This is a genomic window from Methanobrevibacter sp. (assembly GCF_045539575.1).
In the GTDB taxonomy this organism is placed as follows: domain Archaea; phylum Methanobacteriota; class Methanobacteria; order Methanobacteriales; family Methanobacteriaceae; genus Methanocatella.
In genome coordinates this window covers 158,300-184,973 of the sequence record NZ_JAZQFM010000028.1, presented here as the reverse complement: position 1 = coordinate 184,973, position 26,674 = coordinate 158,300, and the positions used below count along the sequence as shown (strand labels likewise).

17 protein-coding genes are annotated in these 26,674 nt (G+C 33.6%); 12 read left to right on the top strand and 5 right to left on the bottom strand.

Translation table 11 applies throughout. The features are described from left to right. The first annotated feature begins 41 nt into the window (after positions 1-41). From ACKI30_RS03680 to ACKI30_RS03645, 8 genes are all read left to right on the top strand, one after another. Positions 42-1,022: a radical SAM protein gene (locus tag ACKI30_RS03680; protein WP_407409978.1), complete on the top strand. Its 981-nt coding sequence runs from the start codon at positions 42-44 to the stop codon at positions 1,020-1,022. Positions 1,023-1,132: 110 nt separating this feature from the next. Further along, positions 1,133-2,479: an Asp-tRNA(Asn)/Glu-tRNA(Gln) amidotransferase subunit GatB gene (gatB, locus tag ACKI30_RS03675; protein WP_295161372.1), complete on the top strand. Its 1,347-nt coding sequence runs from the start codon at positions 1,133-1,135 to the stop codon at positions 2,477-2,479. Between the two features lie 9 nt (positions 2,480-2,488). Next, positions 2,489-3,295 (top strand): CBS domain-containing ParB/RepB/Spo0J family partition protein, encoded by an 807-nt coding sequence (locus ACKI30_RS03670; protein WP_407409975.1) that lies wholly within the window; start codon positions 2,489-2,491, stop codon positions 3,293-3,295. After that, positions 3,296-3,586, top strand: coding sequence for a phosphoribosyl-ATP diphosphatase (hisE, locus tag ACKI30_RS03665; RefSeq protein WP_407409973.1), 291 nt, complete (start codon positions 3,296-3,298; stop codon positions 3,584-3,586). 29 nt (positions 3,587-3,615) lie between these two features. Continuing rightward, the gene (locus ACKI30_RS03660; RefSeq protein WP_407409971.1) at positions 3,616-4,383 is read left to right on the top strand and encodes an ABC transporter permease; all 768 of its coding nucleotides are present in this window, start codon (positions 3,616-3,618) and stop codon (positions 4,381-4,383) included. Positions 4,384-4,395: 12 nt separating this feature from the next. Beyond that, positions 4,396-5,883, top strand: a complete 1,488-nt coding sequence (locus tag ACKI30_RS03655; protein ID WP_407409969.1) for an ATP-binding cassette domain-containing protein — start codon at positions 4,396-4,398, stop codon at positions 5,881-5,883. A gap of 9 nt (positions 5,884-5,892) precedes the next feature. Beyond that, positions 5,893-6,402, top strand: coding sequence for a hypothetical protein (locus ACKI30_RS03650; RefSeq protein ID WP_407409967.1), 510 nt, complete (start codon positions 5,893-5,895; stop codon positions 6,400-6,402). Position 6,403: 1 nt separating this feature from the next. Then, positions 6,404-8,983 carry a CDP-glycerol glycerophosphotransferase family protein gene (locus tag ACKI30_RS03645; RefSeq protein WP_407409966.1) on the top strand — a complete coding sequence of 860 codons (2,580 nt, stop codon included), beginning with the start codon at positions 6,404-6,406 and terminating at the stop codon, positions 8,981-8,983. Here the strand turns inward: ACKI30_RS03645 and ACKI30_RS03640 are convergent. Both ACKI30_RS03640 and larB read right to left on the bottom strand, forming a co-directional pair. Continuing rightward, positions 8,973-9,542 carry a GNAT family N-acetyltransferase gene (locus ACKI30_RS03640; protein ID WP_407409964.1) on the bottom strand — a complete coding sequence of 190 codons (570 nt, stop codon included), beginning with the start codon at positions 9,540-9,542 and terminating at the stop codon, positions 8,973-8,975. The two genes, ACKI30_RS03645 and ACKI30_RS03640, sit on opposite strands and share 11 nt — an antisense overlap. Continuing rightward, the gene (gene larB / locus ACKI30_RS03635; protein ID WP_407409962.1) at positions 9,535-10,296 is read right to left on the bottom strand and encodes a nickel pincer cofactor biosynthesis protein LarB; all 762 of its coding nucleotides are present in this window, start codon (positions 10,294-10,296) and stop codon (positions 9,535-9,537) included. The genes ACKI30_RS03640 and larB overlap by 8 nt, the downstream gene beginning before the upstream one ends. 52 nt (positions 10,297-10,348) lie before the next feature. Between larB and hypF the strand changes: the two genes are divergently transcribed. After that, positions 10,349-12,589, top strand: a complete 2,241-nt coding sequence (hypF, locus tag ACKI30_RS03630; protein WP_407409960.1) for a carbamoyltransferase HypF — start codon at positions 10,349-10,351, stop codon at positions 12,587-12,589. Positions 12,590-12,638: 49 nt separating this feature from the next. Here hypF and ACKI30_RS03625 read toward each other — a convergent pair whose 3' ends face one another. After that, complete coding sequence (locus ACKI30_RS03625; RefSeq protein ID WP_407409958.1) at positions 12,639-13,202, bottom strand: ArsR/SmtB family transcription factor; 564 nt, start codon at positions 13,200-13,202, stop codon at positions 12,639-12,641. A 464-nt stretch (positions 13,203-13,666) separates the two neighbouring features. Here ACKI30_RS03625 and grpE point away from each other — a divergent pair, with 464 nt between their 5' ends. The 3 genes from grpE (at position 13,667) to dnaJ (ending at position 17,421) form a co-directional block, all read left to right on the top strand. Then, positions 13,667-14,218 (top strand): nucleotide exchange factor GrpE, encoded by a 552-nt coding sequence (gene grpE / locus ACKI30_RS03620; protein WP_407409957.1) that lies wholly within the window; start codon positions 13,667-13,669, stop codon positions 14,216-14,218. A 47-nt stretch (positions 14,219-14,265) separates the two neighbouring features. Beyond that, a complete protein-coding gene (dnaK, locus tag ACKI30_RS03615; RefSeq protein ID WP_407409955.1) occupies positions 14,266-16,140 on the top strand; it encodes a molecular chaperone DnaK in 1,875 nt (624 codons plus the stop codon). A gap of 138 nt (positions 16,141-16,278) precedes the next feature. Next, complete coding sequence (gene dnaJ, locus ACKI30_RS03610) at positions 16,279-17,421, top strand: molecular chaperone DnaJ (protein WP_407409953.1); 1,143 nt, start codon at positions 16,279-16,281, stop codon at positions 17,419-17,421. A 258-nt stretch (positions 17,422-17,679) separates the two neighbouring features. Here the strand turns inward: dnaJ and ACKI30_RS03605 are convergent, their stop codons facing one another. Together ACKI30_RS03605 and ACKI30_RS03600 are read right to left on the bottom strand one after the other, a co-directional pair. Continuing rightward, positions 17,680-21,987, bottom strand: coding sequence for a hypothetical protein (locus tag ACKI30_RS03605; protein ID WP_407409951.1), 4,308 nt, complete (start codon positions 21,985-21,987; stop codon positions 17,680-17,682). Between the two features lie 179 nt (positions 21,988-22,166). Next, a complete protein-coding gene (locus ACKI30_RS03600) occupies positions 22,167-26,531 on the bottom strand; it encodes a right-handed parallel beta-helix repeat-containing protein (protein ID WP_407409949.1) in 4,365 nt (1,454 codons plus the stop codon). Positions 26,532-26,674 lie beyond the last annotated feature (143 nt).

The window sequence follows — 26,674 nt, the reverse complement described above, 5'->3', positions numbered from 1 at the left end:
AATTTAAACTTATATAAACTTTAAGAAACTTATATACTAACATGGATTCAGACATATTTGACATTATCAAAAAAGCTAATGAAACAACTTTAAAACATCACGGAAACTTAATTACTCTTGAAAGAGCCATATTTCTATCTTGGTGGTGTGATAAAGGGGATTGCGCATTTTGCTATATGTCTACACAAAAAAACAAAATCAAAGATCCTAAAAAAGCTAGAAGAAACATTTCAAATATATATGCAGAATCAGAAATGTGCAAACGTCTTGATTGGAATATAGAATTTTTATCTGGAGGCTACGAGTCATTTTCAACCCAGGAAATAAAAGAAATTGCAACAACAATAAAAGACATTACTGGCGATGGAGTCTGGTTAAATACTGGAATAACCGATGAGCTAAATGAATATGGATCTGAAATAAAAGGAATAACAGGAGCCGTTGAAGTAGCCAATCCCGAAATTCATGAAAGGGTTTGTCCTTCTAAAAAACTAGACGACATAAGCAACATGTTAGATGTTGCCGGAGATTTGGGATTCAAAAAAGCCATAACAATAATCTTGGGCTTGGGCGAAACATTGGATGATGTTAACTATATAATAGATTATATTAAAGACCACAAGATTGACAGAGTAATTTTCTATTCACTGAATCCCCACAAGGAAACAATCTATGCAAACTCTTCACAGCCTGCATCCCTTTATTATGCTCAAGTCGTAGCACAGGTCAGACTGGCTTTCCCAGATATTGAAATAATATGCGGAACATGGATTGACAATCTTGCAAATATAGGAATATTAATTTTAAGCGGAGCAAACGGAATTACAAAATTCCCCCTTTTTAAGATGTTTGCAACCAAATATGGAAAAAGAGTTGAAGAAGAAGTTAAATGGGCCGGACGTGAATTGAAAGGAACATTTACCAATAAAGATATGTTGGGTCCGCAAAAAAGTGAAGTGTCACCTGAACTTGACAAATTTATTAAAAGATATGTCAAAGAATCATTAAAAAATAAATACTAATTTTTTTTTAAAAAACACCACATTATTAATAATATTTATAAATTGAATTAAACAAATATAAAGATAATATATAAAATTACCTTGGAGGAATTATTATTAACGATGTCGATATGATGTGTGGACTTGAAATCCACGTACAACTAGAAACCGATTCAAAATTATTCTGTGATTGTCCTACAAATTATCAGGACGCACCTGCAAACACAAACATCTGTCCTGTTTGTTTAAACCAGCCAGGTGCAAAACCACATCCAACTAACAAACAAGCATTGGAAAATGCTTTAATGATTGCTTTAATGTTAAACTGTGAAATTGATCAAGGTGTTACATACTTTATGAGAAAACACTATGACTATCCAGACTTACCGTCCGGTTATCAAAGAACTTCAGTACCTATTGGAGTTAACGGTGAATTGAACGGTATTAGAATACACGAAATTCACGTTGAAGAAGACCCTGGACAATACAAACCAAACGAAGGGGTAGTAAACTTTAACCGTTCTGGAATTCCATTAGTGGAAATTGTTACAGAACCAGATATCAAATCACCTAAAGAAGCAAGAACATTCTTAAAAGAACTTATTCGTGTTTTACAGTACAGTGGTGCAGCTCGTGGAGAAGGTACCATGAGAGCTGATGTAAACATCTCCATCAATGGTGGAAACAGAGTTGAAATGAAAAACATCAACTCCATCACAAACGCTTACAAAGCTTTAAAATATGAACTTTTCAGACAATCAAATTTAGTTAAAAGAGGAGGAACTGTAGTTCAGGAAACTCGTGCATTTAAAGGTGGATCTACAAAACCTATGAGATTGAAAGAAGATGCAGATGATTACAGGTTCATAACTGATCCTGATTTACCACCAATGCAAATTTCAAGCGAAAGTATTGAAAAAGTTTTAAAAGTAATGCCTGAAGCTCCTCACAATAAAGTAACAAGATTTATTGAAGAATATGGTCTTGATGATGAAACCGCTAAAGTACTTACTTCAGAAATTGATTTAGCAGTTGCTTACGAAGAAGTAGCTAAGGAAATTGATCCGAAATATGCTGCAAAATGGATGAGAGACGAGCTTAAGAGGGTTTTAACCTACAATAAATTAGATTATGCAGATTCAGGAATTGCACCTGCAAGCATTATTGAATTATTGAACATGTTACAATCCAAAGAGATTACTGTTAAAGCAGGTCAAAGAATCGTTGAAAAAATGCCCAATAATGATGCTTCACCAAAAGAGATTGCAGAAGAATTAGGATTACTTGGTGTTGTTAAAGACGATGAAGTAAAAGCTGCTGTAAAGCAGGCAATTGAAGAAAATCCAAAAGCAGTAGATGATTATTTAGCTGGTCAAAAAGCATCACTTAACTTCTTAGTAGGACAAGTAATGAGATTAACCCGTGGAAAAGCCGACCCTGGTGAAACTGTCAAACTTTTAAGAGAAAGTATTGAATAGGTGAAAAAAATGGGTGGAAAAAAATCTTTTGTAAAGGATTATATGACACAGAACGTTATCAGTGTTTCTCCAGATACAAAAACCCCCGACGTCATTGATTTGATGAGAAAAAGTCACCACAACAGTTACCCAGTAGTCAAAGATGACAAGTTAGTCGGAATGGTAACTGCTTTCGATATAATCGCAAAAGAATATTGTGACACTGTCGAAGGGATTATGACCACAAACCTGGTAGTTGCTAATCAGAATTTATCAATTAACGATGCATCACGTGTAATGTTTAGAAGAGGAATCTCAAGAATGCCAGTGGTTGATGAAAATGGGCATTTGGTTGGAATTATCACAAATACTGATATGGTAAGGTCACATATTGAAAGATCAACTCCAAATAAGGTAGAATACTTTAAACAAACAATGGAACAGTTATATGGAATTCATACAACATTGAAACATATGCCTGTTGAAACCAAAAAATTAAGGCCAACACAGGACAGAGTTTATGCTGATGAACTTGAAGGAAGAGCGTATGAATTAGAAAAAGGATTAGCAGAGCCTGCCATCGTAGTAAAAACCGGGGACAGATGGATTTTAGTTGATGGACATCACAGAGCAGTAGCTTCCGCACAAAGAGGATATGAAACAGTTGATTCATACGTTATTGATTTAGGCCAAGATATTAAATTAGGAATGGAAAAAACTGCAGATAAGGCAGGAATTAAAACATTTGACGATATCGAAATCATTGATGATGATAAACATCCGTTAATAGCACTTACTGAAAGTATGCAAGATCAAGAATCAAAAGGAGATGACTAAATGTCCAACGATAAAATCATCAGAGAAGTTTATGAAGTCTTGGAATCCAGAAGGGACAATCCCATTGATTCATACACTTCAAACATTATGAAAGACAGCGACAAAAAAGCTGAAGACAAAATTCTTGAAAAGATTGCAGAAGAAGCCGGTGAAGTATTATTGGCAGCAAAAAATGATGAAAATCTCGTATATGAATCTGTTGATTTGATTTTTCACACATTATTAATACTAGCATACAAAGGTGTTGAAATCGACGAGATTTTTGAAGAATTTGCTAGAAGAAGAAAATAAGTTAATATTTGAATTTTACGGTTGAAATTATGTTTGACACATTTGCTGAAAAAAAGTTTTTATTAAAACAACTAGTTAAGAGGGATTTAACCTCAAAATATAAAGATTCAGTGTTAGGAATAGCATGGAGTTTCCTCAACCCATTATTAATCATGCTTGTATTTACAGCAATTTTTTCAATGTTATTCGGCCGTCAAATTGAAAACTATCCTGTTTACTTTTTATCAGGAAGAGTAATTTTTGATTTTTATAAATCTGCAACAAGCGGAGCAATGAAATCCATTAAGGGAAATGCAGCAATTCTCAAAAAGATTTATGTCCCCAAATACATGTTTACCGTAAGTAAGGTATGCTATGAATTTATTAACTTTATGATTACCGTAGTAATATTGTTTGGAGTAATGCTTGTTACAGGAGCATCATTCCATTTAACTGCAATATACGCAATAATTCCATTGGCATTATTAATCATACTAATTATGGGTATGGGATTAATTTTAGCAGTTTGCAATACTTATTTCACTGATGTAGGTCACCTGTATAACGTAATCACATTAATTCTTATGTATGCTTCCGCATTATTTTACCCTATGGAAATTGTACCAGTTACAGTTCAGAAAATATTTACATTAAACCCTATATATTCTGCAATTTCTACTTTCAGGGCATGTGTGGTCTATGGACACGTACCTGATTTCCTTACATTAGCATATTTAGGGGTTTTTGCATTTACAACCTTAGGCATTGGAATTTTATTATTCAAGATATATGATTCAAAATTAGCATTAGAATTATAAATAGGTTTTATTATGAGTTTAAAAGAAAGAATAAAAAGGGCTTTCAAAAGGGAAGAATCACAAATAACTGGAGAAGAAAAAAAAGAGATTTTACCTCCAGTTGAATGGAAATATGAAGATATGATTCTTTTTGCACCTCCTAGAAAAACATCAAAAGATAAGGAGGACTATTTCTACATTTATGCACTTGATAAAAATAATGAACCTATTAAAAATGAAATAATTGATGTGAAGATTGGAAAAGAAAGCTTTGAAGAAAAAACAGACGAAAATGGGCATGTAAAAATACTTATGAATAAATTCAGGCCTAAATTATATCCTGTGACAATCACATATCCTAATGGAGAATATTCACAAATTATTACAAGCCGTTTTAAAGTAAACAGAGAAAGCCCAAAACCAAAGCCTGCAACTGCTGCTGCTAAAAAAGAAAAATCCGATAAAGTTACAAGCATTTACCTTCCTGAGATGAAAATGTACATCAATAATGAAGGTAAATTTTATGCCAGATTACGTGATTATGAATATAAACCGATTGAAGGCGAAGAGCTAAAATTCACAATTGAAGGTGAAACTTACACTGCCAAGACCGATTACAAAGGATTCGCTAAAATAGACATTAAAAACTTGGATAAGGGAACCCATAATATTCTGGTCGAATATGAAGGCAGTTCAAAATATGATCCTTCCTCAAAAACATCCAAACTGGAAATGTTAGTGAGAAACTTAGACAGGGAAGTTGTCATTGAAGTCAAGAATTTATCCATGGAATTTAAAGTGACTAAAGATAAAATTGACACATTAAAAGAATTTATTATCAGAACAATCAAACGTAACAAAGAGGAACACAAAAAGATAAAAATACTTGATGACATTACATTCAATGTCTACAAAGGGGATAAATTAGGAATTCTCGGATTTAACGGTGCGGGAAAAAGTACATTACTGAAAATAATGGCGGGAATTTATGAACCTACCTCCGGAAGCATTACCACACATGGAAAAGTAGCTCCCCTATTAGAGCTTGGGGCAGGATTTGATAAAAATTACACTGGAAAAAATAACATTTTCTTAAATGGGGCATTTTTAAGTCTTGATGAAAAATTCCTTAAAGAAAAATACGATGAAATCGTCGAATATTCAGAGCTTGGAGATTTCATCAACTACCCGATTAAAAACTACTCATCAGGAATGAGAACAAAATTAGGATTTTCAATAGCTACCCTGATTAACCCTGACATTCTAATCATTGATGAAATCTTATCTGTTGGGGACATCAAATTCAGACAAAAAAGTGCTGAAAAGATCAATTCCATGATGGAAGAGGGCGTAACAGTATTATTAGTATCACATTCTATCAAACAAATTAGAAAAATATGTGACACATGCATATGGCTTGAGAACGGAAAAATAAAAATGCAAGGCGATGCCAACGAAGTCTGCGATGCATATGTAAAAGGTGCTGAAAAAGACATGAAAAAAGCTAAACAAAAGAAATAGGTTTTTAAAATGGATAAAAGATGGATTTATATTTTAATTATTTTGATTTTAGGAGTTACCCTACTATTTTTTATTGTAGAGTCTTCAACAACACTGGGAAGTGCTGAAACATATGTGCATAAATTTACAATAACAATCCCCCCATCATTCAATATTGATGAAAGCGGAAAGGAATATGCTGTTTTAATTAACAGGAATAGTGGAGAGGTAATTGATATTAGAGATTTAGGTAAAGGAGACCTCATTGAATCCGAAATGTATAATAGAACACTGTTACTGAGAGAAAATGTTAATGTCACTTCCATAAAAACGGTGACATATGACCTCAATGGAACAAAACTTCCAACAATCGCATACAATACAACTAAAAATACAATTAATCAAATTTCATATTACAAAGAATATAATCATACATTTGTTATTACCGCCAAAAACTTCCAAGACCGTGATTATATGGACATTAATTTAGAGTATGTCCTTGATACACTGAAACCTGATTTAAAACAAAAGCAAGATTAATATGAGAAATATTAAATTTTCAATAATAATAACTGCATATAATGCGGAACTTGGAATTGCAAAGTGTATTAAATCAATCGTAAATCAAACTTTAAACTTTAAAGATAATGTAGAAATAATCCTGATTGATGACGGCAGTACAGACAATACCGACAGCACATGCAGATATTTTGCTAAAAAATATCCCAACAACATTACTTATCTATCAAAAAAACATGAAGGGGAAGGCAGCAGCCGAAACCTTGGAATAGACAAAGCAAATGGTAAATACATTTATTTTATTGATGGAGACGATTTTCTATCAAAAAATACATTGAAAAATGTATCAGATTTTTTTAGTGAGCATGAAAATGTCGATATTGTTACAATACCTACCAAATTTTTAGAATCTGGAGAAAAATATCCTGTTTTTGATGAAAAATATAAAACAACAAGAGAAATTAATATATTGAATTGTCCGGAATTTATTCAGGCGGAATCCAAATCCTGCTTTTTTAAAACATCCCTTTTAAAAGAGATTAACTTTTCAAACCAATTCAAGCTATCAGAAGACATCGCTTTCATAAACAAATTATTAATTTCAAATCCGAACCTAGGCATATGCAGTGAAGGCGCGTATTATAACGTTAAAGGCAAAGACAATAATGCTCTTTTAGATATGATTCCAAATTTAAAAGACTCCGGAAGCAATAATGTTAAATACCATATGAAAAAGCTGATAGATGAGAGTCTGGAAAAATATGATTCAATTCCAGATTTCATTCAAAAAACAATTTTATATTACGCAAATGAAATTATCTTAAACGAGACAATTAACGAGAAATTAACCGAAAGTGAAATAGAAAATCTCAATAAAGAAATGAAAAAGGTTTTGAAGTATGTTGATGATGAAAATATTTACAGCCAAGATGACATGGATGTGAAAATAAAAACTTTTTTACTCTATATTAAAAATGATGATTCCTATCCCGAAACAGATCAAATTAAATTAAATCAATACTTAAAATTAGACACAGTTTTCATCGACATATACGAAATTATTGATGATAATTTATACATACTTGCGAATGTAAACTCAATCAGTCCCGATGAAAAAATAGATGTATATGTAAATGATAAAAAAATTGAAAGTAAAAAGGTCAACTTCCCACAGAGGGAAAAATACTACCTGAATAAAAAATATCTAACCAACCACACTTTTGAATTTAACCTGAAACTGGACAACAGTAAAACATATGAACTCAAATTCAAATCAGATACCAATCAGGATTTGCACATTGACTTTTCAAGGCCCTGCAATTTCTCAAAAGTCGTAGGCTATTCAAAAACCAGAAAATATCTAAGCACTCTAAATAATGATAAAATAATAATTGAAAAATATAAAACTTTAAAATGGCTTAAAAAAGAGGCAAAAACCCTATTTGGAATGTTAAAAAATAGAGTTCCTGGATTTGAAACAGCAATACCTATCAGACTGATTTATCTGGCATTGTATCCATTTTTAAGAAATAAGAGAATATGGTTTTATATGGATTTTCCAACAATAGCTGACGATAACGGAATGCATTTGTTTAAATATTCCATAAAACAGGACGAACCGAACATCAAGAAATATTTCATTATAGATAAAAACACACCGGATTACGGAAAAATGAAAAAAATAGGTCCTGTTATAGGATATCACTCACTGAAACATAGGATTTTAGGATTATTTGCTGAAAAAATCATCACCTCCCATCCGGACAACAATTATATCTATGCATTTTGGGGCCATTACCCTAACTTTGCAGGCATTTTAAAATCAAGTACAATATTCCTGCAGCATGGAATAACACTAAATAACATATGCAGCTGGCTAAATAAATATGACAAAAACCTTGATTTCATGTTAACAGCATCACAAAAGGAATATGACTCATTATTTAAATATTATTACAATTATGATGAAAAAATCATTAAACTATTGGGATTTCCAAGATTTGACAACCTGAAAGATGAAAAGACAAAAACAATCCTATTGATGCCGTCATGGAGAAGATATCTCAATAATGAAAACAAATACACAATAAGCAGTTCCAGCTATTTTAGAACTTACAATTCACTTATAAACAATGAGAAATTAATCCAGAAGGCAAAGGAATACGGTTACGAAATAATTTTCAGGCCACATCCTCATGTATACCAATATATAGGATTGTTTGATGAGAATGAATCAATAAAAATAGACCATGAGCGTGGCAGCTATCAGGATCTGTTTAAAAAAGGAGCTTTGATGATTACTGACTATTCATCCGTAGCATTTGATTTTGCATATCTCAAAAAGCCGGTGCTATATTACCAATACGGAGAAGATTATCACTTTAATTTAGAGGAAAGTTATTTTGATTATGAAAAAATGGGATTCGGTGAAGTCTGCCACGATGAAGATGAATTAGTTGATCTTATTGAGGAATACATGAAAAATGACTGTGAAATGAAGGAAAAACATGTTCAGAATGTTGAGGACTATTTCATATTCACAGATAAAAACAACTGCAAAAGGGTTCACGAAGCGATTAGCAAAATTCCTCCTAGAGATTAAACTCCATATTGTGCATTCCACGCTCAAAACTAGCTATCTTTAACCTTTTTTTATTGAATTCCTTAAAACCTATTGATTCATAAAGCCTTTTTGCACCCTTGTTTCTAAAATCAGCATCAAGAGTAACCCTTTTATAGTTTTTGGACCTTGCATATTCAATAACGTCTAAAACGACTTGCCTTCCAAGTCCCTTGCCTCTTTGAGATTCATCGATAGCCACTTCAGCCAGATACAAATCATCCTTTTCAATGTCACATAGCACAAAATGATCCAGAATATCCACTACAAATAATTTCCAGGATTTTAAATGAAATTCCCTTTCATCATCATGCAAATAGATGCTGACATAACCTATTATATGATTATCATCATCCAAAATGACTTTAAAATAATCATTTAACTTTTTTTTAGCCAAATATTTGGAAATGGACTTTACGGCCTCCTCATCTGATTTGAAAAGCATGTCGAATGTACGAAAATCAACATCATAAACCAGACGGGCAACATGGTTAACATCATGGATTTTCGGATTGAAGGTTTCGTAAATCAAGTTAATCACTATTCACTATTGTTAATGCAAATACTCCTGCTCCGAAACCATTATCAATATTTACAACAGCAATACCCGGCGCACATGACTGAAGCATTGCATCAAGTGCCACTCTGCCGCCTTCGCCAACGCCGTAGCCCACTGAAGTTGGAACGCCTATGACCGGAACATCAACAAGACCTGCAACAACTGAAGGAAGCGCACCTTCCATTCCTGCACAGACAATGAATGCACGAACTCCCTCTTTTACCATATGTGCAATCTGCGGAAACAGCCTGTGAATTCCTGCAACGCCAATGTCATAGGAGGTAATGGCTTCACAACCGCCCTCTTCAACAATGACACGTGCTTCCTCGGCAATGTTAATGTCTGAAGTTCCTGCAGTGATAATTCCTATTTTTGCAGTAATCTCTTTAGGTTTGATTTCTTTTCTAATGATCAGTATTTGGGCTCGCCTGTTATAATCAAAAATAAATGAATTTTCGCCCAAATCCTTCAATATTCTTTCATACCTCTCATCGGACAATTTGGTAATTATCAAATCCTCATCACTAGTTTCCAGGTATTTTTTTATAATCAATATTAAATCTTCATAATCCTTACTAGGTGAAAATACAGCTTCCGGAAAACCTGTACGGTCACTGCGTTTAATATCAAACTTAGCAACATTGTCAAATTCCAAAATGTTTTGGGATTTTAGCAGGTTTTCAGCTTCATTAACACTAATATCCCCTTTGACCAATTTTTCCAAAATATCTTTCATAATATAATATAAGATAAAATTTTATATAAAATTTAACTTAAATAATATATCTATGAAAGCTCAAAAGATTTTAACTCAAGGAATAGTTCAAGGCGTAGGATTTAGGCCCTATGTTTATAGGCTTGCATCTGACCTGAATCTTAACGGATATGTAAGAAACCTTGGAAATGTAGTTGAAATCATAATTGAAGGGGAAAACACAGAAAAATTCATCGAAAGATTACCTAATGAATTGCCTCCAATTGCAAAGATTGACTCAATGAATGTGGAGGATATTGATGAGAAAAATTATTCTGATTTTAAAATCATTGAAAGCGGAGACTCATATTCCGGAATCAGTGTAATTCCACCGGACATAGCAATTTGCGACAAATGTCTGGAAGAGATAAGAAATCCGAATGACAGACGTTACAAATATCCGTTTAATGCATGTACCGACTGCGGACCAAGATTTACAGTTATTGAAAGTGTCCCCTATGACAGAATCAGGACATCAATGGAAGAATTTCCGCTATGCGATGACTGTCTTGTAGAATACAGGGAACCTTTAAACAGACGTTACCACGGAGAGGCGATTTGTTGCGGTGACTGCGGACCTCAAATGGAAATATATGAAGGTTTGGAAAAAATAGATACTGAAAATCCAATCAAAGTTGGTGCAGATAAACTGAAAGAAGGAAAAATATTGGCCATAAAAGGTATTGGCGGAACACACCTGGTCGTTGATGCCTACAATGACAAAGCAATCAAAGAGCTAAGAAAACGCCTGAACCGTCCAAATCAGGCATTTGCGGTAATGGCCAAAGACCTGGAATCAGTCCAGAATTATGCCAAACTATCCGAAAGGGAAATTGAAACAATAACCTCAAATAAACGTCCGATTGTTATTTTAAAGAAAAATGATGATTATCCGTTCCCTGAAAGCCTGTCTCCAGGACTTCACAATATCGGAGTTATGCTGCCTTATTCCCCTATGCATTATCTGCTTTTTGATGAAGGAGACATTGACACTTACGTAATGACTTCAGCAAATATTCCAGGAGAGCCTATGATGATTAGAAATGAGGACATCATCAATGGAGTTAATGATTACTCCCTAGTTCATAACCGTGAAATCCTCAACAGGTGCGACGATTCAGTCATCAGGTTCAGGAATAATGAACTGTCATTCATCAGAAGATCACGCGGATACACTCCAGAACCATATAAAATTAATTACAAAGTTAACGGTGCAAATGTTCTTGCATTAGGTCCCGAACTTGATGTGACCTTTTCAATGGCGAAGGACAATATCGTATATCCTTCACAGCATATTGGAAATACAAATAAGCCGAAAACCCTGAATTTCTTAAGACAGGCCATTGAAAATATGCAAAGAATTACTAAAATCAATGAATTCGACATAATAGCATGTGATATGCATCCCCACTTCTTTACAACCAGACTGGCACATGAACTTGCGGAAAAATATGATGCTGAAGTGATGCCTATTCAACATCATCACGCACACTCTATTGCCCTTGCAAACGACCACAGCCTTGAAGAAATGATTGTTATTGCAGCTGACGGTGTCGGATACGGAAGTGACGGAACAAGCTGGGGCGGAGAGATTCTCTATACAGATGTTAACAGTTTTGAAAGATTGGGACATCTTCAAAGCCAGTTAATGCCTGGTGGAGATATGGCAACCAAATATCCCGCAAGAATGCTTGCAAGCATTTTAAATGACGAGGATCTGATTAAAAACTATTCAAAATATTTCAAATACGGAGAAGTTGAAATCAGAAACATCTTTAAGCAACTGGCTTCAGGAATCAATGTCGGCAAAACAACAAGTACCGGAAGAGTTCTTGATTCAATGGCAGTGGCTGTTGAAGTGGCTCATGAAAGAACATATGAAGGGGAATGCTCCATGAAACTCGAATCCTGTGCATATTATGCAACAAAAGATTTGGAAATCCCGTACATTATTGAAAATGGCACTTTGAATACAACTGAAATACTGAAAGAAGTTGTCAGATTATATCAGAATGGTGAAAAGAAAGCGGACGTTGCATGTGCAGGACAGAATGCTGTTGCAAACGGTCTTGCAGAACTTGCAATTGAAGCTGCAGATAAAAAAGGAATTCAGGATATTGGTGCAACCGGCGGAGTATTTTACAACGAAGCGATTACAAATACCGTCAAAAATCATGTAGAAAAAGAAGGTTACAATTTCATACAGCATATCAATACTTGTGCTGGTGACGGGTCCGTTTCACTCGGACAGGCTATTATAGCAAAAAAAATTTAAAAATGGTTTAAAAAAGTTAAACCATTGAATTAATGACCACGTAATTAGTTTATCTACCTTTTAAAGTTCTCTCAAGAATATATTCAGCTCTTTCCTTAAGATTACCGTATAATCTTATTTGATTTTTTAACTCATCAATAGCTTCAAGCTGACCAGCATCTATTCTTTTTTCAATATCCAAAAGTTTAGACCATTCGTCACCTGAAGGAAGCTGAAGAGTATTTAACATGTCCTCTGAAAGGTTAACATCAAATGTGTTCTTGTTAATTGTGATGTGAATATTAACCTCATGCTGCAAATCATAATATTTGCGCGGGCGACCTCTCAAGATTTTCTTGTAAGAAGAGTTCAAAATACCGATATCTTCCATAGCCCTCAAGTGTTCTATGATAGCTTTCTGACCGATATCCAGCTCATTGGATATTTCGCTTACAAACATCGGTTCTTCTCTCAATAGATTTATAATATCTCTTCTAGTTTTACAACCCATTACGTCAAGTATATCTTCTTTATCAATATCTCCTAATTGGTCGTTATAGTTTCCTCTAATTTCAATGTGGCCATTAGAAGAATTGACATTATTATTCTTTTTAATGTCATCTGTATTTCTCATGATTATACATTATGTTGAAAAGTTATATAAAATTAATTGTTTTTGTTACAATATGTAAGAAAACTTTTCTCGAATATAACAACCCCAATTCAGATAATTTGAAATAAAAATTTAAAATATTTAAAAAAATAAGTTAATTTACAATTAACCAATAAATTAAATAACCATGTTAATTTTAATGAAAAAATAACGAAAATAAAGCATTTCTGATGAAATTTTTCTAACTTCAATTTATCGAAAACTTTATATAACTTTTTGTTACTATAATAATGTAAGAGAAAAGATAACTTTTTGTTACTTTAATATTTGGTTTAGAAAAACTTGATGTAATAACTCAGAATGATGAACCATTTTCCTATATGTCCATAAATTCCCAAAAACCAAGTATTAAATAACTTAAAGCCATGATTCTCTTCAGAGAGTTATTACAAAGTTTTTCAAAAATAACCTAAAAAGGTGTACACATGACTGACGAAAATAAAAGTGAAACTGAAGTTGAAACTAAAGATCTTCAACAACAATACTATGAGCTTCTTGAAGAGGTCAATCTAAAAAACGAAGAAATAGAAAAACTCAAAGAAGATCTTGAAAAGCAGGAAAGTGAAACACAGGAGTACATTTCACTTGCACAAAGACTTCAAGCAGATTTTGAAAATTTCAAAAAAATCACAGACAAGCAAAACAAAGACATCATAAAATTTGCTAATGAAAAAATCATTAAAGAGTTTTTGGATTGCTATGAAGACTTTGGTAGAGCTTTAAATGTTGAAAATGATGAAAATTTAAGAGAAGGTATAGAACTTACATATAACAAATTCAAAGATATTTTAACAAAAGAAGGTGTTGAAGAAATCCCCGCCAAAGGAGAAAAATTTGACTTGAACAAACATGAAGCGTTAATGGTTCAAGCATCTGATGATGTTGAAAACGGATATGTTATAGAAGAATTGATGAAAGGATACATGTACAAGGACAAAGTTCTAAAATACTCTAAAGTCATTGTTTGTAAAAAATAAAATTACGTTTATTTAATTATATATAATAAAAAAATTTGGTGATAATTATGTCTGATACTAAAAAAGAAAAAATTATTGGAATTGATTTAGGTACAAGTAACTCAGCAGCATCTGTACTTGTAGGAGGTAAACCAACCACAATCCCTTCCGCTGAAGGAGCAAGTCAATACGGTAAATCCTTCCCAAGTTATGTTGCATTTACTGAAGACGGTCAAATGTTAGTTGGAGAACCTGCAAGAAGACAAGCAGTTACCAACCCAGAAAACACTATCAGTGCAATCAAAAGAAGCATGGGTACAGATCACAAGGTAACTGTAAACGGAAAACAATATTCTCCACAAGAAATTTCAGCATTCATCTTACAAAAAATTAAAAAAGATGCAGAATCATTCTTAGGCGAACCTATCGAAAAAGCTGTAATTACCGTACCTGCTTACTTTGACGATAACCAAAGGACTGCAACTAAAGATGCAGGAACCATTGCTGGACTTGACGTAGTAAGACTTGTAAACGAACCAACAGCAGCAAGCCTCGCATATGGTCTTGACAAAGCAGACGAAGAAGACATGAACATTATGGTTTACGATTTAGGTGGAGGTACCTTGGATGTAACCATCATGGAATTCGGTGGAGGAGTATTTGAAGTAAGATCAACCAGTGGGGACACCCAACTCGGTGGTACCGATATGGATAATGTGTTAATCAAATACTTAGCTGACCAATTCAAAGAAAAAGAAGGCATCGATTTAATGGAAAATGATCAAGCAGTACAAAGATTAAGAGAAGCTGCTGAAAAAGCAAAAATCGAATTATCCACCACCACAACTACCGAAGTAAACTTACCATTCATCGCAATGGGAACTGATGGAACTCCTAAAAACTTAATCGACACTATTTCCAGAGCAAAATTAGAAGAATTAGTTGACCACATTGTTGAAAAATCAGGTAAACCAATGCAACAAGCATTAGATGATGCTAAAATGAGCAAATCTGAAATTGATAAAATTATCTTAGTCGGTGGACCTACCAGAATGCCAATCGTACAAAAATTCGTTGAAAAATTCATAGGTAAACCAGTAGAACGTGGTATTGACCCAATGGAATGTGTATCCATGGGTGCTGCTATTCAAGGAGGAGTATTAGCTGGTGAAATTAAAGACATCGTTCTTTTAGACGTAACTCCATTATCATTAGGTATTGAAACCTTAGGTGGAGTATCAACCACTTTAATTGAAAGGAACACTACTATCCCTACCAAGAAAAGCCAAGTATTCTCCACTGCTGCAGATAACCAACCATCTGTAGACATCAATGTATTGCAAGGGGAAAGAAAAATGGCTGCAGACAACACCTCACTTGGACGTTTCCAACTTGTAGGAATCCCACCTGCACCAAGAGGAGTACCACAAATCGAAGTAACCTTCGATATTGACGCTAACGGTATCATTAACGTAACTGCTAAAGATAAAGGAACAGGTAAAGAACAAGCAATTACCATTACCTCATCCACAAAATTGTCCGATGAAGAAATCGAACAAAAAATCAAAGAAGCAGAAATGAATGCTGAAGCAGACGCAAAAAGACAAGAAGAAATTGAAATCAGAAACAACGCAGACTCATTAATTTACACTTCAGAAAAAACCTTAGACGAACTTAAAGATCAAGTATCTGAAGATGAAAAATCAAAAGTCGAAGGACTTGTAGCTGAATTAAGAGAACTTATAGCTGGCGATGATGTTGCTGCCATTAAAGAAAAGTCTGATGAATTATCCAATGTAATTCAAGAAATTGGTGCTAAAATCTACCAACAAGCACAAGCAGAAGCACAAGCTCAACAACAAGCTGGAGCTGACCCTAATGCAGGTGCTCAAGACAACAACGATGATGACACAATTGATGCAGACTATGAAGTAAAAGACTAGAATTAATAATAAAGTTTTATTATATTGTTGGTAAATATATTAAAATCAGAAATCAGAATCAATCAATAAACTAACAATAGATAAAACTATTATTTTTTCTATCTATTTTTTTTAAAATTATTTTTTTAAGGTGTACAAATGGCAGACAAGCGAGATTATTATGAAGTTCTTGGAGTAGATAAAACTGCGGATGAAAAGACAATCAAAAAAGCTTATCGTAAATTAGCCAGAAAATACCATCCAGACGTTTGTGATGAACCAGATGCTGAAGATAAGTTTAAAGAAGTTAGTGAAGCTTATGCTGTCTTGTCTGATGATGAAAAACGTCAAAGATATGATCAATTCGGTCATGCGGGAATGGATGGATTTACTGCTGAAGACTTCTATCAAAACGTGAACTTTGAGGATATTTTCCAAGGGTTTGATATTGGAAACATATTTGAAATGTTTGGTTTTGGTGGAGCAGGTCGCAACCGTGGAAGAACAGGCCCTCAAAGAGGTTCTGACATCTATACTGAAGTTCCAATTACTTTAGAAGAAGCATTTAACGGATGCGATAAAGAAATCAAGATTACAAGAAGCGAATTATGTCCAACATGTAACGGGTCCAAATCCAAACCAGGTTCCAATCCTGAAACCTGTCCAAAATGTGGAGGAACAGGACAGATTAAGGAAGTCAGCAATACATTCCTAGGTCAAATGGTTAATGTAAGGCCATGTAGAGAATGTGGCGGAACCGGTAAAATCATTACTGAACCATGTGAAGACTGTCACGGTAAAGGAAGCAAAAGAAAATCCAAAACCATTAAAATTGAAATTCCAGAAGGTGTCGATGAAGGCAACCACTTAAGGGTTTCCGGTGAAGGAAACTGCGGTGAAGCACCTGGACTTGAAGGGGATTTAATTGTCACAGTCCACATTAAAAGGAATAAGCAATTCGTTCGTGAAGGCGATCACATATACCTAGAACAACAAATCAGTTTCCCACAGGCTGCACTCGGTGATTCAATCAGCATTCCTACAATTGAAGGAAAAGAAGTTGAATTTAAAATACCTGCAGGAACACAAAGCGGAACCGTATTCAAATTAAGAGGACAAGGTATGAACTCTGTTAGACATAACGGTAGAGGAAACATGTATGTTACAGCAACCGTAGTTGTTCCTAAAAAATTAAACTCAAAACAAAAGAAAATACTTAAAGAGTTTGCCGAAGTCAGCGGAGATGAAATTAGACATGTTGAAAAAGGACTCTTCGACAGGGTCAAAGATGCAATGAAATAAATTAGCTTTATGCTAATTTTCCTTCTTTTTTTTAATATTGAAAATTAACCAAAATCACCATCGAAATTAATTGTCATTAAATTACAAATACGATTAATTAAATTATAATTTATGAAAAATTTTTCAAAATATTTAAATCTATTTTTAATTAAAATGAGTGTGGATTTTGAAAACAGATTATAAAAACTGACACATCTACATGAAACAGATGATATTATTGAAAAAATAAAAAAAGTTAGAAGAGATAATTAATCCCCTCTATTTAATAGTCAAAGTTACTTTTTTAGATGATGCTGCGTAGGTTTTATCACCTGCAAATTTGATTTGAGCAGCAAATTTACCTTTTTTGCTCAAGTTAGTAATCTTAAATGTAGCTTGACCTTTAGCGTTTATTTTTGCGGTGTAGGTTTTACCATTGACTTTAAGAGTTACTTTTAAACCAGATTTAAGGTAAGTTTTACCATCCACAGAAGATCCTTTAATGGTTTTTAAGGTAACTGTGTATTTTTTGGTTTTTACAGATGCTTTGTATGATTTTGCGCTTGCTGTAATTGAAGTTGTTTTCTTAATCACATTTAAGCTTGCAACAGCAAATGTAGCGTTGTGTGTTTCATCATCCATAAACATTACAGCACAGGTGTAGGTGTTTGCATTTTGCAGGTTGATTGGCAAGGATGCAACACCGTTTTCATCAGTGGTTTTGTTGTGGACATAACCGTTAATACCGAAGTAAACAGTAACATTAGCTAAAGGTTTACCGTTAGAATCAGTCAATAATACTTCGAATGGTTTACCACGTTCACCAGCTTTATAATCAACAGCATAACAGGTAAATACTAATCCGTTAGTTACATTGAATTGTGTTGCCAATTTTTCTGCAGGAGGTTTGTTCAATGCAATAGTTACATTGGACCCTTTTAAATAACTGTCTCCAGAAAAAGTGATGACAATTTCTGCACCATTTAAACCATCTATTTGGAAACTACCATTTTTAGGAGTTACAGTACCAGGAATACCATTTATAGTATAATCAACAGGATCATCAATTGGAGTGCCATTAACATCATGCAAGGTACCATATATGGTTCCATTTTCACCATCAAATGTAACATTCATTAAAATTTCAGTAGCAGTTTTATTGCCTATTTCAGGAGTGTTATTGTAAACTTCTGAGTTTGCATCATTTCTTACACCTTCATCACCGATGAATCTCATACCGCTTAAGGAGTTGTCATGTACTGAAGCAGCAGTGCCTTGTACATCAACAGGATAATCACCAGTGGACAATACTGCATTGTTAGTAATAGTGGAAGATCCGTTAACTACTTTAATACCGATAGTTTCTACACCAAATGCTTCCCAAACATATTCGTCGCCTACATTAGTACCTAATACGCTGATAATATTATTATCAACTGTTAATTTTGTACCTCTGTAAGCAATACCTGTAGTGTAGTTACCTGTAAGAAGGATTTCATTATCTGCAATATTGGATTCGACATCACCTAAAGAGAAACCGAATACATTGTAAGCGTTACCGGTTATGTTATTTCCAGTGTAGTTAGCACTTACATCTTGACCGTTCATACCTGAGTAAATTGCATAAGCAGATTGGACACCAGTAACATCTAAAACATTGTCTTCTACAACACCAGAAGCTGGACCTTCAATATCAATACCGTTAGCATAATAGTTATCGGATTCAACAGTGATGTTGTTAGATTCAATAGTGAAGTTTTCTCCAGTGACTATGAGACCGTAAATGTAGGTGTGACCTTTAGCATTGATTTCGTTATCGGTAATTAATGCATTATCAGCTTTAACGTCAACAGCATAAATTGTATCGTAAGAACCTACAACATCACCATAGGTTACATCCACCTTGTTGAGTGAGAACACCACATCAGAATCTTCAACTACAATACCTTCACTAATAGGGAAGGATACGTAATTGCCTGAACCTGCAGGAATTTCAAACCAAGGAACATAGCTGGAAACCAAATCTAAAGTGAAGTTATTTCCTAAAATAGTGACCAAAGTAACATTGTTTGCATAAACAGCATTGTTAACACCGGTACCAGTAGTAGCACCCTGATAATCAATAGTATTCAAATTAACAAATAAAGATGAAGCGTCAATAGCAAAGATAGCGTAAGCATTTTGATCTTCATTGCCGACAACATTGATGAAGTTTTCATATAAGTAAACATCAGTTTCAGCGCCTTCTACATGAACGCCTTTTCCAGGAGTTGAAATAGTGTTGTCTTCAATAACTGCAGTACCGTTAATAACTTTAATACCGACAGCTTCAACACCGAAGTTTTCCCAGATAGTTTCATTACCTTGTTCGGAAGAGGTTAAAACTATATGGTTGCCGGAAACGCCTAAAGAGGAACCTCTGTAAGCAATACCAGTAGTGTAATTACCTTCAAGATAGATTTCGTTATCTGCAATGTTGGATTCGACATCACCTAAGGAGAAACCGAATACATTGTAAGCTTTACCGGTGATGTTATTTCCAGTGTAATTAGCGCTTACATTTTGACCGTTCATACCGGAATAGATAGCATAAACGCTTGTTACTGCATTAACATCAATAACGTTGTCTTCTACAACACCAGTTGCAGGACCTTCAATATCAATACCGTTAGCATAGTATACACCGGTAGAAGTGATATTGTTAGCCCTGATTATGAAATCATCACCAGACAAAATAATACCATAAATATAAGAGTTACCTTTAGCAACAATATCATTATTAGCAATTACAGCATTGTTAGAATCAACAAAATCAACAGCATAAATAGTATCATAAGCACCTACAACATCGCCATAAGTAACATTTACATTATTACCATCAAATACCACATTATCAGATTCTTTAACTACAATACCTTCACTAACAGGACTTTTTACCCAGTTACCTGAACCTGCAGGTACTTCAGGCCAAGGAACATAAGAGGAAACTAAATCTAAAGTGAAATTGTTATTAGCAACAATAGCACCATCAGTTCCAGCAATGAAAAGCGCATTATTAACACCAGCACCATTAGTAGCACCTTCATAATCAATATTATTATCAGTGACGGTTAAACCTCCAAGGACACCAGCATAAATACCATAAGCATCCTTATCAGCATTAGCAACAACATTAATAAAGTTATTTTTAACATCAGCAGCATCCACACCAGTTAAGAAAACACCAGCACCGGAAGTAGAAATAACATTACTATCAATAGTAACATTACCAGTCATTGCAAAAATACCTCTAGCAGCAACACCCATTCCTTCACTAATAGTTTTATTACCTTCTTCAGAAGAAATTAAAACAAATCTGTTTCCAGTGACATCTAAAACACCGGTTTTAGCAGCAAGACCGGTAGTATAATTACCTTCAAGGTCAACGTAATTATCTTTAACATTGGATTCTACATCACCTAAGGAGAAACCGAATACATTATATGCTTTACCGGTGATGTTATTTCCAGTGTAGTTAGCGCTAACATTTTGACCGTTCATACCGGAATAGATTGCATATGCACTTGTTTCAGCATTAACAGCAATATTATTGTTTTCAACTACACCAGTAGCAGGACCTTCAATATCAATACCGTTAGCATAATCTACCCCAGTAGAGGTAATGTTATTACCACTGATTGTGAAATCATCACCAGATACAATAATGCCATAAATGTAATTGTTACCATCAGATATAATCTCATTATTGGTTATTAAAACATCATTGGATTCTGATACATCAACAGTATAAATGGTATCATAAGCACCTACAACATCACCATAAGTAACATTTATTAAGTTGCCATCTAAAGTAGCACCATCTGAATTTTTAATTACAACTGCTTCACTCATAGGATTGCTTACCCAAATTCCAGAACCTGCAGGCTCTTCAGCCCATCCGACAGCAGCGGAAACAAGATTTGCATGTATCTTATTGTTAAAAATTATTGCATTTTTTGAATTGGTTAAACGGATAGCGTTATTAATATAATAACCGTTGGTTTTACCAGTATATGCAATATATGAATTCATTAACATGAAATCATCGGAATGCATTACTTGAATTGGAATTACATCTGCACCCATTTGGTCATCTGTAAATACAATATTCACATTGTCAATTACAACATCAGAAGTATGATTTTCTTCATCTCCAGCAACGAAAATGGAATTAACACCATTATCTTGAACAATTGTGAAATTCCTCAATAGAACATCACTAGAATAAATTTCAAAGTTTGGATTGTTAAAAATTCCACCAGTCAATGTAATGGCACGTTCAACAGTTAAATTCAAATTATTAAAAGTACCATCGAATACTATCTCATCTGCAGTAACATTTTCATACAATTGACCAGATTCATCTATATACTGATTAACATTTTCTGGAGTAACTACAGCAGCGGAACTTTCATTTGCACTTACTTTCTGAACATCTTGTTCAACAGCAAGTGGTTCATCGACAGTTATTTCATCATCGACTGCTATGACATCAGTAGCATTATCAGCAGCGAATGCTGCCCCAACAGATAATACTAGGCATAACATGATTAATGAAACAAATAAAGTTTTTGACCTAATTATTTCACCTCATTAATATATTAATTTAAGAAATAGTCTAATAAAATTGAAAAATGATTGACTATTGTTTAATAATTTAATTTTGAGAATATTTAAATTTAATTAAAAAAAAGTTGAAAAAAAAGTAAAATAAAGGTTAAAAACCCTTATTTCTTAATTGTTAATGTAGTTTTTACTGTACATCCACCATAACTAGAAGATATTGGATACTTGCCCACTTTTAAATTTTTAAGTGTTATAGTAGCTATACCTTTATTATTGGTTTTTGCTGTGTATTTTTTATTTTTAACCTTAAATGTAACTTTCTTGTTCTTTAAGATTTTACCCTTATTGTTTACGACTTTAACTGTGTACTTAATGGTTTTTGCTTTCTTTTTAGAAAGGCTTTTGGCAATCACTGTAGGCTTGAAGGTGATCTTGTTGGATACCTTATGAAGACCGCATGTGGCAGTGATTGTATATGAACCTGCAGCCAATTTAACCTTATAAGATGCATAACCGTTTTTATCAGTTTTGACCTTTTTGGTTTTGCCGTTTATTTTGAATGTTACTGTTTTTCCAGCAGCCGCTTTTTTCTTCGCATCCAAAATTTTGACTTTATATGTTACTGTATTTCCATAGTATACAGAGTAAGCCTTGTTTCCGGTGATAGATAATTTTTCAACCACAGTTAAAATGGAAGTTGTGTTAGCGTCATTGTAATTTTCAGCACCAGCAACCTTTGAAACAATATCATAATCCACAAGTTCATAATCCTTAGGAACATCATACTTAAATGTTGCAACACCTTTACTGTCAGTGACAGCATTTCCTAAAGGAGTAAGCCTACCTACAGAATTAACCCTGTTGAATATAACATTTGCTTTAGCTACAGGATTTCCAAATTCATCCAAAACAGTAGCAACAAAGTTTCCGGTTCCACCCTGTTCCATTGAAACCTTTTTCACAGTGATAACAAGGTTTCCATTAATCACTGAAAATTCCAACTCGGAAGTTATGGTTCTATAATTCTCTTTTGAAACTTTTGCTGTGAAGATGTACTGTGCAGGAGTATATGTTTTATCAAAGTTATACTTAGCTTTTGCAATTCCATTAGAGACAGTTGATTGAGCAAACAGTTTTCCATCACCATCATAGAATTTTACAATAGCTCCATCCATACTTTTATCTAAAGTTACTGCAAACTCACCAACACCACGATAAACAACATCAGGAGCGCTTACAGACAATACTTCAGCCACATTTACATAGTTGTCTATAATATCATTATTTTTAGTGTTGCTTATTGCATTAGCCCCAGTACCTTTTTCACATTTAAGATAGTTGTCAGAAATTACATTGGAGGTTGCAACATCGTCAACCAAAATGGAATATCCTTTAGTTGAAGTGATGTTGTTACTGCTGATCTTATTATTGGTTGAAATAGCCATGAGATAAATACCCGCATTACCTATTCCAAGAGAGTCCAATACTTTAAAGGTTAAATTTTCACCGTTACCTCTGGCTTTGATTGAATTATCGTTAATTTCATTGTTTTTACCGTTTGAAATAAAAATGCCATAAACCTGCTTACCTTCACCAACAACAGTATTTTTATTAATGACATTATCAGAGGATGAAATTAAATCAATTCCATAGACTGCATCAGAATTCAAGTTTAAATTATTGTTTTCAATAGTTGATCTTTGAGACATTTCCAAAGTAATACCATAGCTTACAGGTGAGAGTAATTCAATAGTATTGCCTTTTAAAATAGTGTCTTCAGATGAACTTCCGACAATCAATCCAGTTGTGAAATATGGACCTTCAAGAATAATTTTATTTCCTTCAAAGGTATTGTTGGAAGCGCCTTGACCTGCAGGAGCAGTGTGGCCGGTATTATATCCTAAAACACCCATACCATAAATGTAATTATCATTAGCCTTAATGTAGACAGTGTTATCTGAAAATATATTATTGTGAGTGTTGAAGTATGAGTCAATACCAACCAAGGAGTTTGTAGAGTTGTCTTCACCGGTTGTTGCGTGTACTGAATCTAATTTAGATGTAACATTTACGTCATTTCCAGAAATTTTATTGTTTGATGAGTATAATAATAAAATTCCATAAGTTTGATAAATTTCTGAAATGACATGCGCTTTACCCATACTGTATTCAGCACCGTCAATACAAAGCTCGTTGCCGTCAATGCAATAGGTCTTACCATCAATAGTCAATTCCTGACCGTCAATACAATAAGAATGACCATCAATACTCAACTCATCACCATCAATACAATAAGTCTTACCATCAATAGTCAATTCCTGACCGTCAATACAATAAGAATGACCATCAATACTCAACTCATTACCATCAATACAATAAACCCTTCCATCAATAGTAAGTTCATTTCCATCAATACAATAGGATTTACCGTCGATTATTAGTTCATTACCATCAATGCAATATTGTTTTCCATCAACAGTTATTTCATTACCGTCAATGCATTTTTCCGGTGCAAATGAGTATACTTCACTTGTTCCAATTGTTTTAATAGTATTGTTTGCAAAAGTACAGTCTTCAGAAGCATATGAAAGTAAAGTAAATGTTAAAAAGTCCCCTTCAGAAGTTAATTCATTGTTAATTACTTCAACCTCTGTTGATTCTAAAACATAAACTGCATAAGCTGCCTTAGGGTCACTGACAGTGATTTTATTGTTAGTGATTCTAACACCATTAGCCTGGTTTGTGAAAATACCCCATGCATTTACCCTATTTGCTTCCCTGTTGATGATAGTTAAATTTTCAATTAATACTCCGCCAGATGTTACTTTAAATGTGGAATTGTAAAATACTGGATTATCACCAGTTATCTTAACGCGTTTATTAATATAGATTACCTCATTTTCGAATGTTCCTTCAAATTCTAATATATCGCCATCATGTACATTATATGTTAAATCACCATTAGCATTAATGTATTCCCTAATATTGTCCGGAGTGATAATACTTGTATTTCCCTTAAAAATGTATACAGATTTGGATGTATCTATAACACCTTCAGGACTCATAATAATCTTTCCATAAACATTATTAGATTCATGGTCTATATTAGAAGATGATTCCACAACACTGCTAGCATCAATAGCAACTTTATTTCCAGTTTTGATAGTGTTTCCGATAACAGTAACATTTGAAGGCATTTTTTTATTGTTTTCTTTTTCTATTAAAATACCCACACCGGATTCAGAAGTAATATTATTATTTTCAACTATAAGGCCGAAATAATTACCTTGTTGATAGATACCTGAACCAGATACAGTGCATACAGTGTTATTTCGAATTATGATGTTTGAACCCTCAGCATTTATACCTTTACCAACTTTAGTAATATTAACCAAATTGTTTTCAACAACTGACTTGTCAAGAGCAGAGATTCCTCCACCAGTGGAAATGATTTTACCAGTAATTATATTATTTGTTATTGTTGAGTAAATAGCTCCTACAATACCATATTCCCCACCTGTTTCAACACCCGGATGAGTAAAATCAGAACCGGCAACACTAATTATATTACCATCAATAATATTTCCTGCACCAGAAGTGGAAATACCCCTGTAACCTCTAAGGACAGTATTGGATTTGACTGTATTATTGTTACCCATTATCTGAATACTGTAACTCCATGAAGTAGCTAAAACATTACATTCAACAGTATTATTATAAATCATATTAAAATTAGAGATACCACCATAATTTTTAATAACCTTATCTTCACTTTCTCCAGCATAACTTGACAAGTATATTCCATTAGCGTCATCCACTTCAACATGATTATTTGCAATGTAATTATAATGGGAACCACTGACAATCAAACCAGGAGTAGATCTTGTACCATGACCATATGTAATACCATATGCTGTTAAATCATTTCCAATTACATTATTATGATTTGCACCGTTAATAACGGAAATTGGATATGAACCTGCACCCTTATTATTTATTACACAACCAGTAATTGTACAATAACTAGCAGAATCCAAAACAACACCCGCTTTTCCATTATTGGTGTTGGCAATTTTTAAATCAGAAACATTACTGTTAGAAGCTCCATTTTTTAAAATAATCATTGAGTTTTTCAAATTATTTGAAGAAGAGCCAACAATATTTACCGGAATGTTGATAATTAAATTCTTATTTGAAATAGTGCCGTCTAAAATTATTGTATCTCCAGACTTTACATCAGAAGAAACCAACTGTCCAGTGGCAGTATTAAAATACTGTTTGTAATTACCATCATTAATTGTAAATGAAGATTCAGAAAGTTCCGCATCAGTTTCTTCGACAGCCACAACATCATCAAGACTATCCGAAGCATAACTGGCATCTTCATCAACAGATACTTGTAACGTATCTTGAATAGCTTCACTGCTTTCCAATTCCGTAATGTTTCCGTCATCCACCGCACTTACAGCAGATATGGAAACAAATAAAAGCAATAAAACTAATAAAATATTAATTTTTTTAACCATTATTATACCTCATCATTTTTAATTTAACAAATTATTAAAAATTTTTAATAAATTAAACTTTAAAAATTTTCTATTATATTATTAGATATAATAAAATATAATATTTAAAAATAACTAAAAAAAATAAAAAAAAGTTGATGATT

Bases quoted from the DNA above. Each gene is read 5' to 3' on its own strand.
- ACKI30_RS03670 (WP_407409975.1), top strand. From the start codon at position 2,489: ATGGGTGGAAAAAAATCTTTTGTAAAGGATTATATGACACAGAACGTT.
- ACKI30_RS03680 (WP_407409978.1), top strand. From the start codon at position 42: ATGGATTCAGACATATTTGACATTATCAAAAAAGCTAATGAAACAACT.
- ACKI30_RS03625 (WP_407409958.1), bottom strand. From the start codon at position 13,202: ATGAGAAATACAGATGACATTAAAAAGAATAATAATGTCAATTCTTCT.
- dnaJ (WP_407409953.1), top strand. From the start codon at position 16,279: ATGGCAGACAAGCGAGATTATTATGAAGTTCTTGGAGTAGATAAAACT.
- ACKI30_RS03660 (WP_407409971.1), top strand. From the start codon at position 3,616: ATGTTTGACACATTTGCTGAAAAAAAGTTTTTATTAAAACAACTAGTT.
- larB (WP_407409962.1), bottom strand. From the start codon at position 10,296: ATGAAAGATATTTTGGAAAAATTGGTCAAAGGGGATATTAGTGTTAAT.
- ACKI30_RS03650 (WP_407409967.1), top strand. From the start codon at position 5,893: ATGGATAAAAGATGGATTTATATTTTAATTATTTTGATTTTAGGAGTT.
- hisE (WP_407409973.1), top strand. From the start codon at position 3,296: ATGTCCAACGATAAAATCATCAGAGAAGTTTATGAAGTCTTGGAATCC.
- ACKI30_RS03605 (WP_407409951.1), bottom strand. From the start codon at position 21,987: ATGTTATGCCTAGTATTATCTGTTGGGGCAGCATTCGCTGCTGATAAT.
- dnaK (WP_407409955.1), top strand. From the start codon at position 14,266: ATGTCTGATACTAAAAAAGAAAAAATTATTGGAATTGATTTAGGTACA.
- grpE (WP_407409957.1), top strand. From the start codon at position 13,667: ATGACTGACGAAAATAAAAGTGAAACTGAAGTTGAAACTAAAGATCTT.
- ACKI30_RS03600 (WP_407409949.1), bottom strand. From the start codon at position 26,531: ATGGTTAAAAAAATTAATATTTTATTAGTTTTATTGCTTTTATTTGTT.
- ACKI30_RS03645 (WP_407409966.1), top strand. From the start codon at position 6,404: ATGAGAAATATTAAATTTTCAATAATAATAACTGCATATAATGCGGAA.
- hypF (WP_407409960.1), top strand. From the start codon at position 10,349: ATGAAAGCTCAAAAGATTTTAACTCAAGGAATAGTTCAAGGCGTAGGA.
- gatB (WP_295161372.1), top strand. From the start codon at position 1,133: ATGATGTGTGGACTTGAAATCCACGTACAACTAGAAACCGATTCAAAA.
- ACKI30_RS03655 (WP_407409969.1), top strand. From the start codon at position 4,396: ATGAGTTTAAAAGAAAGAATAAAAAGGGCTTTCAAAAGGGAAGAATCA.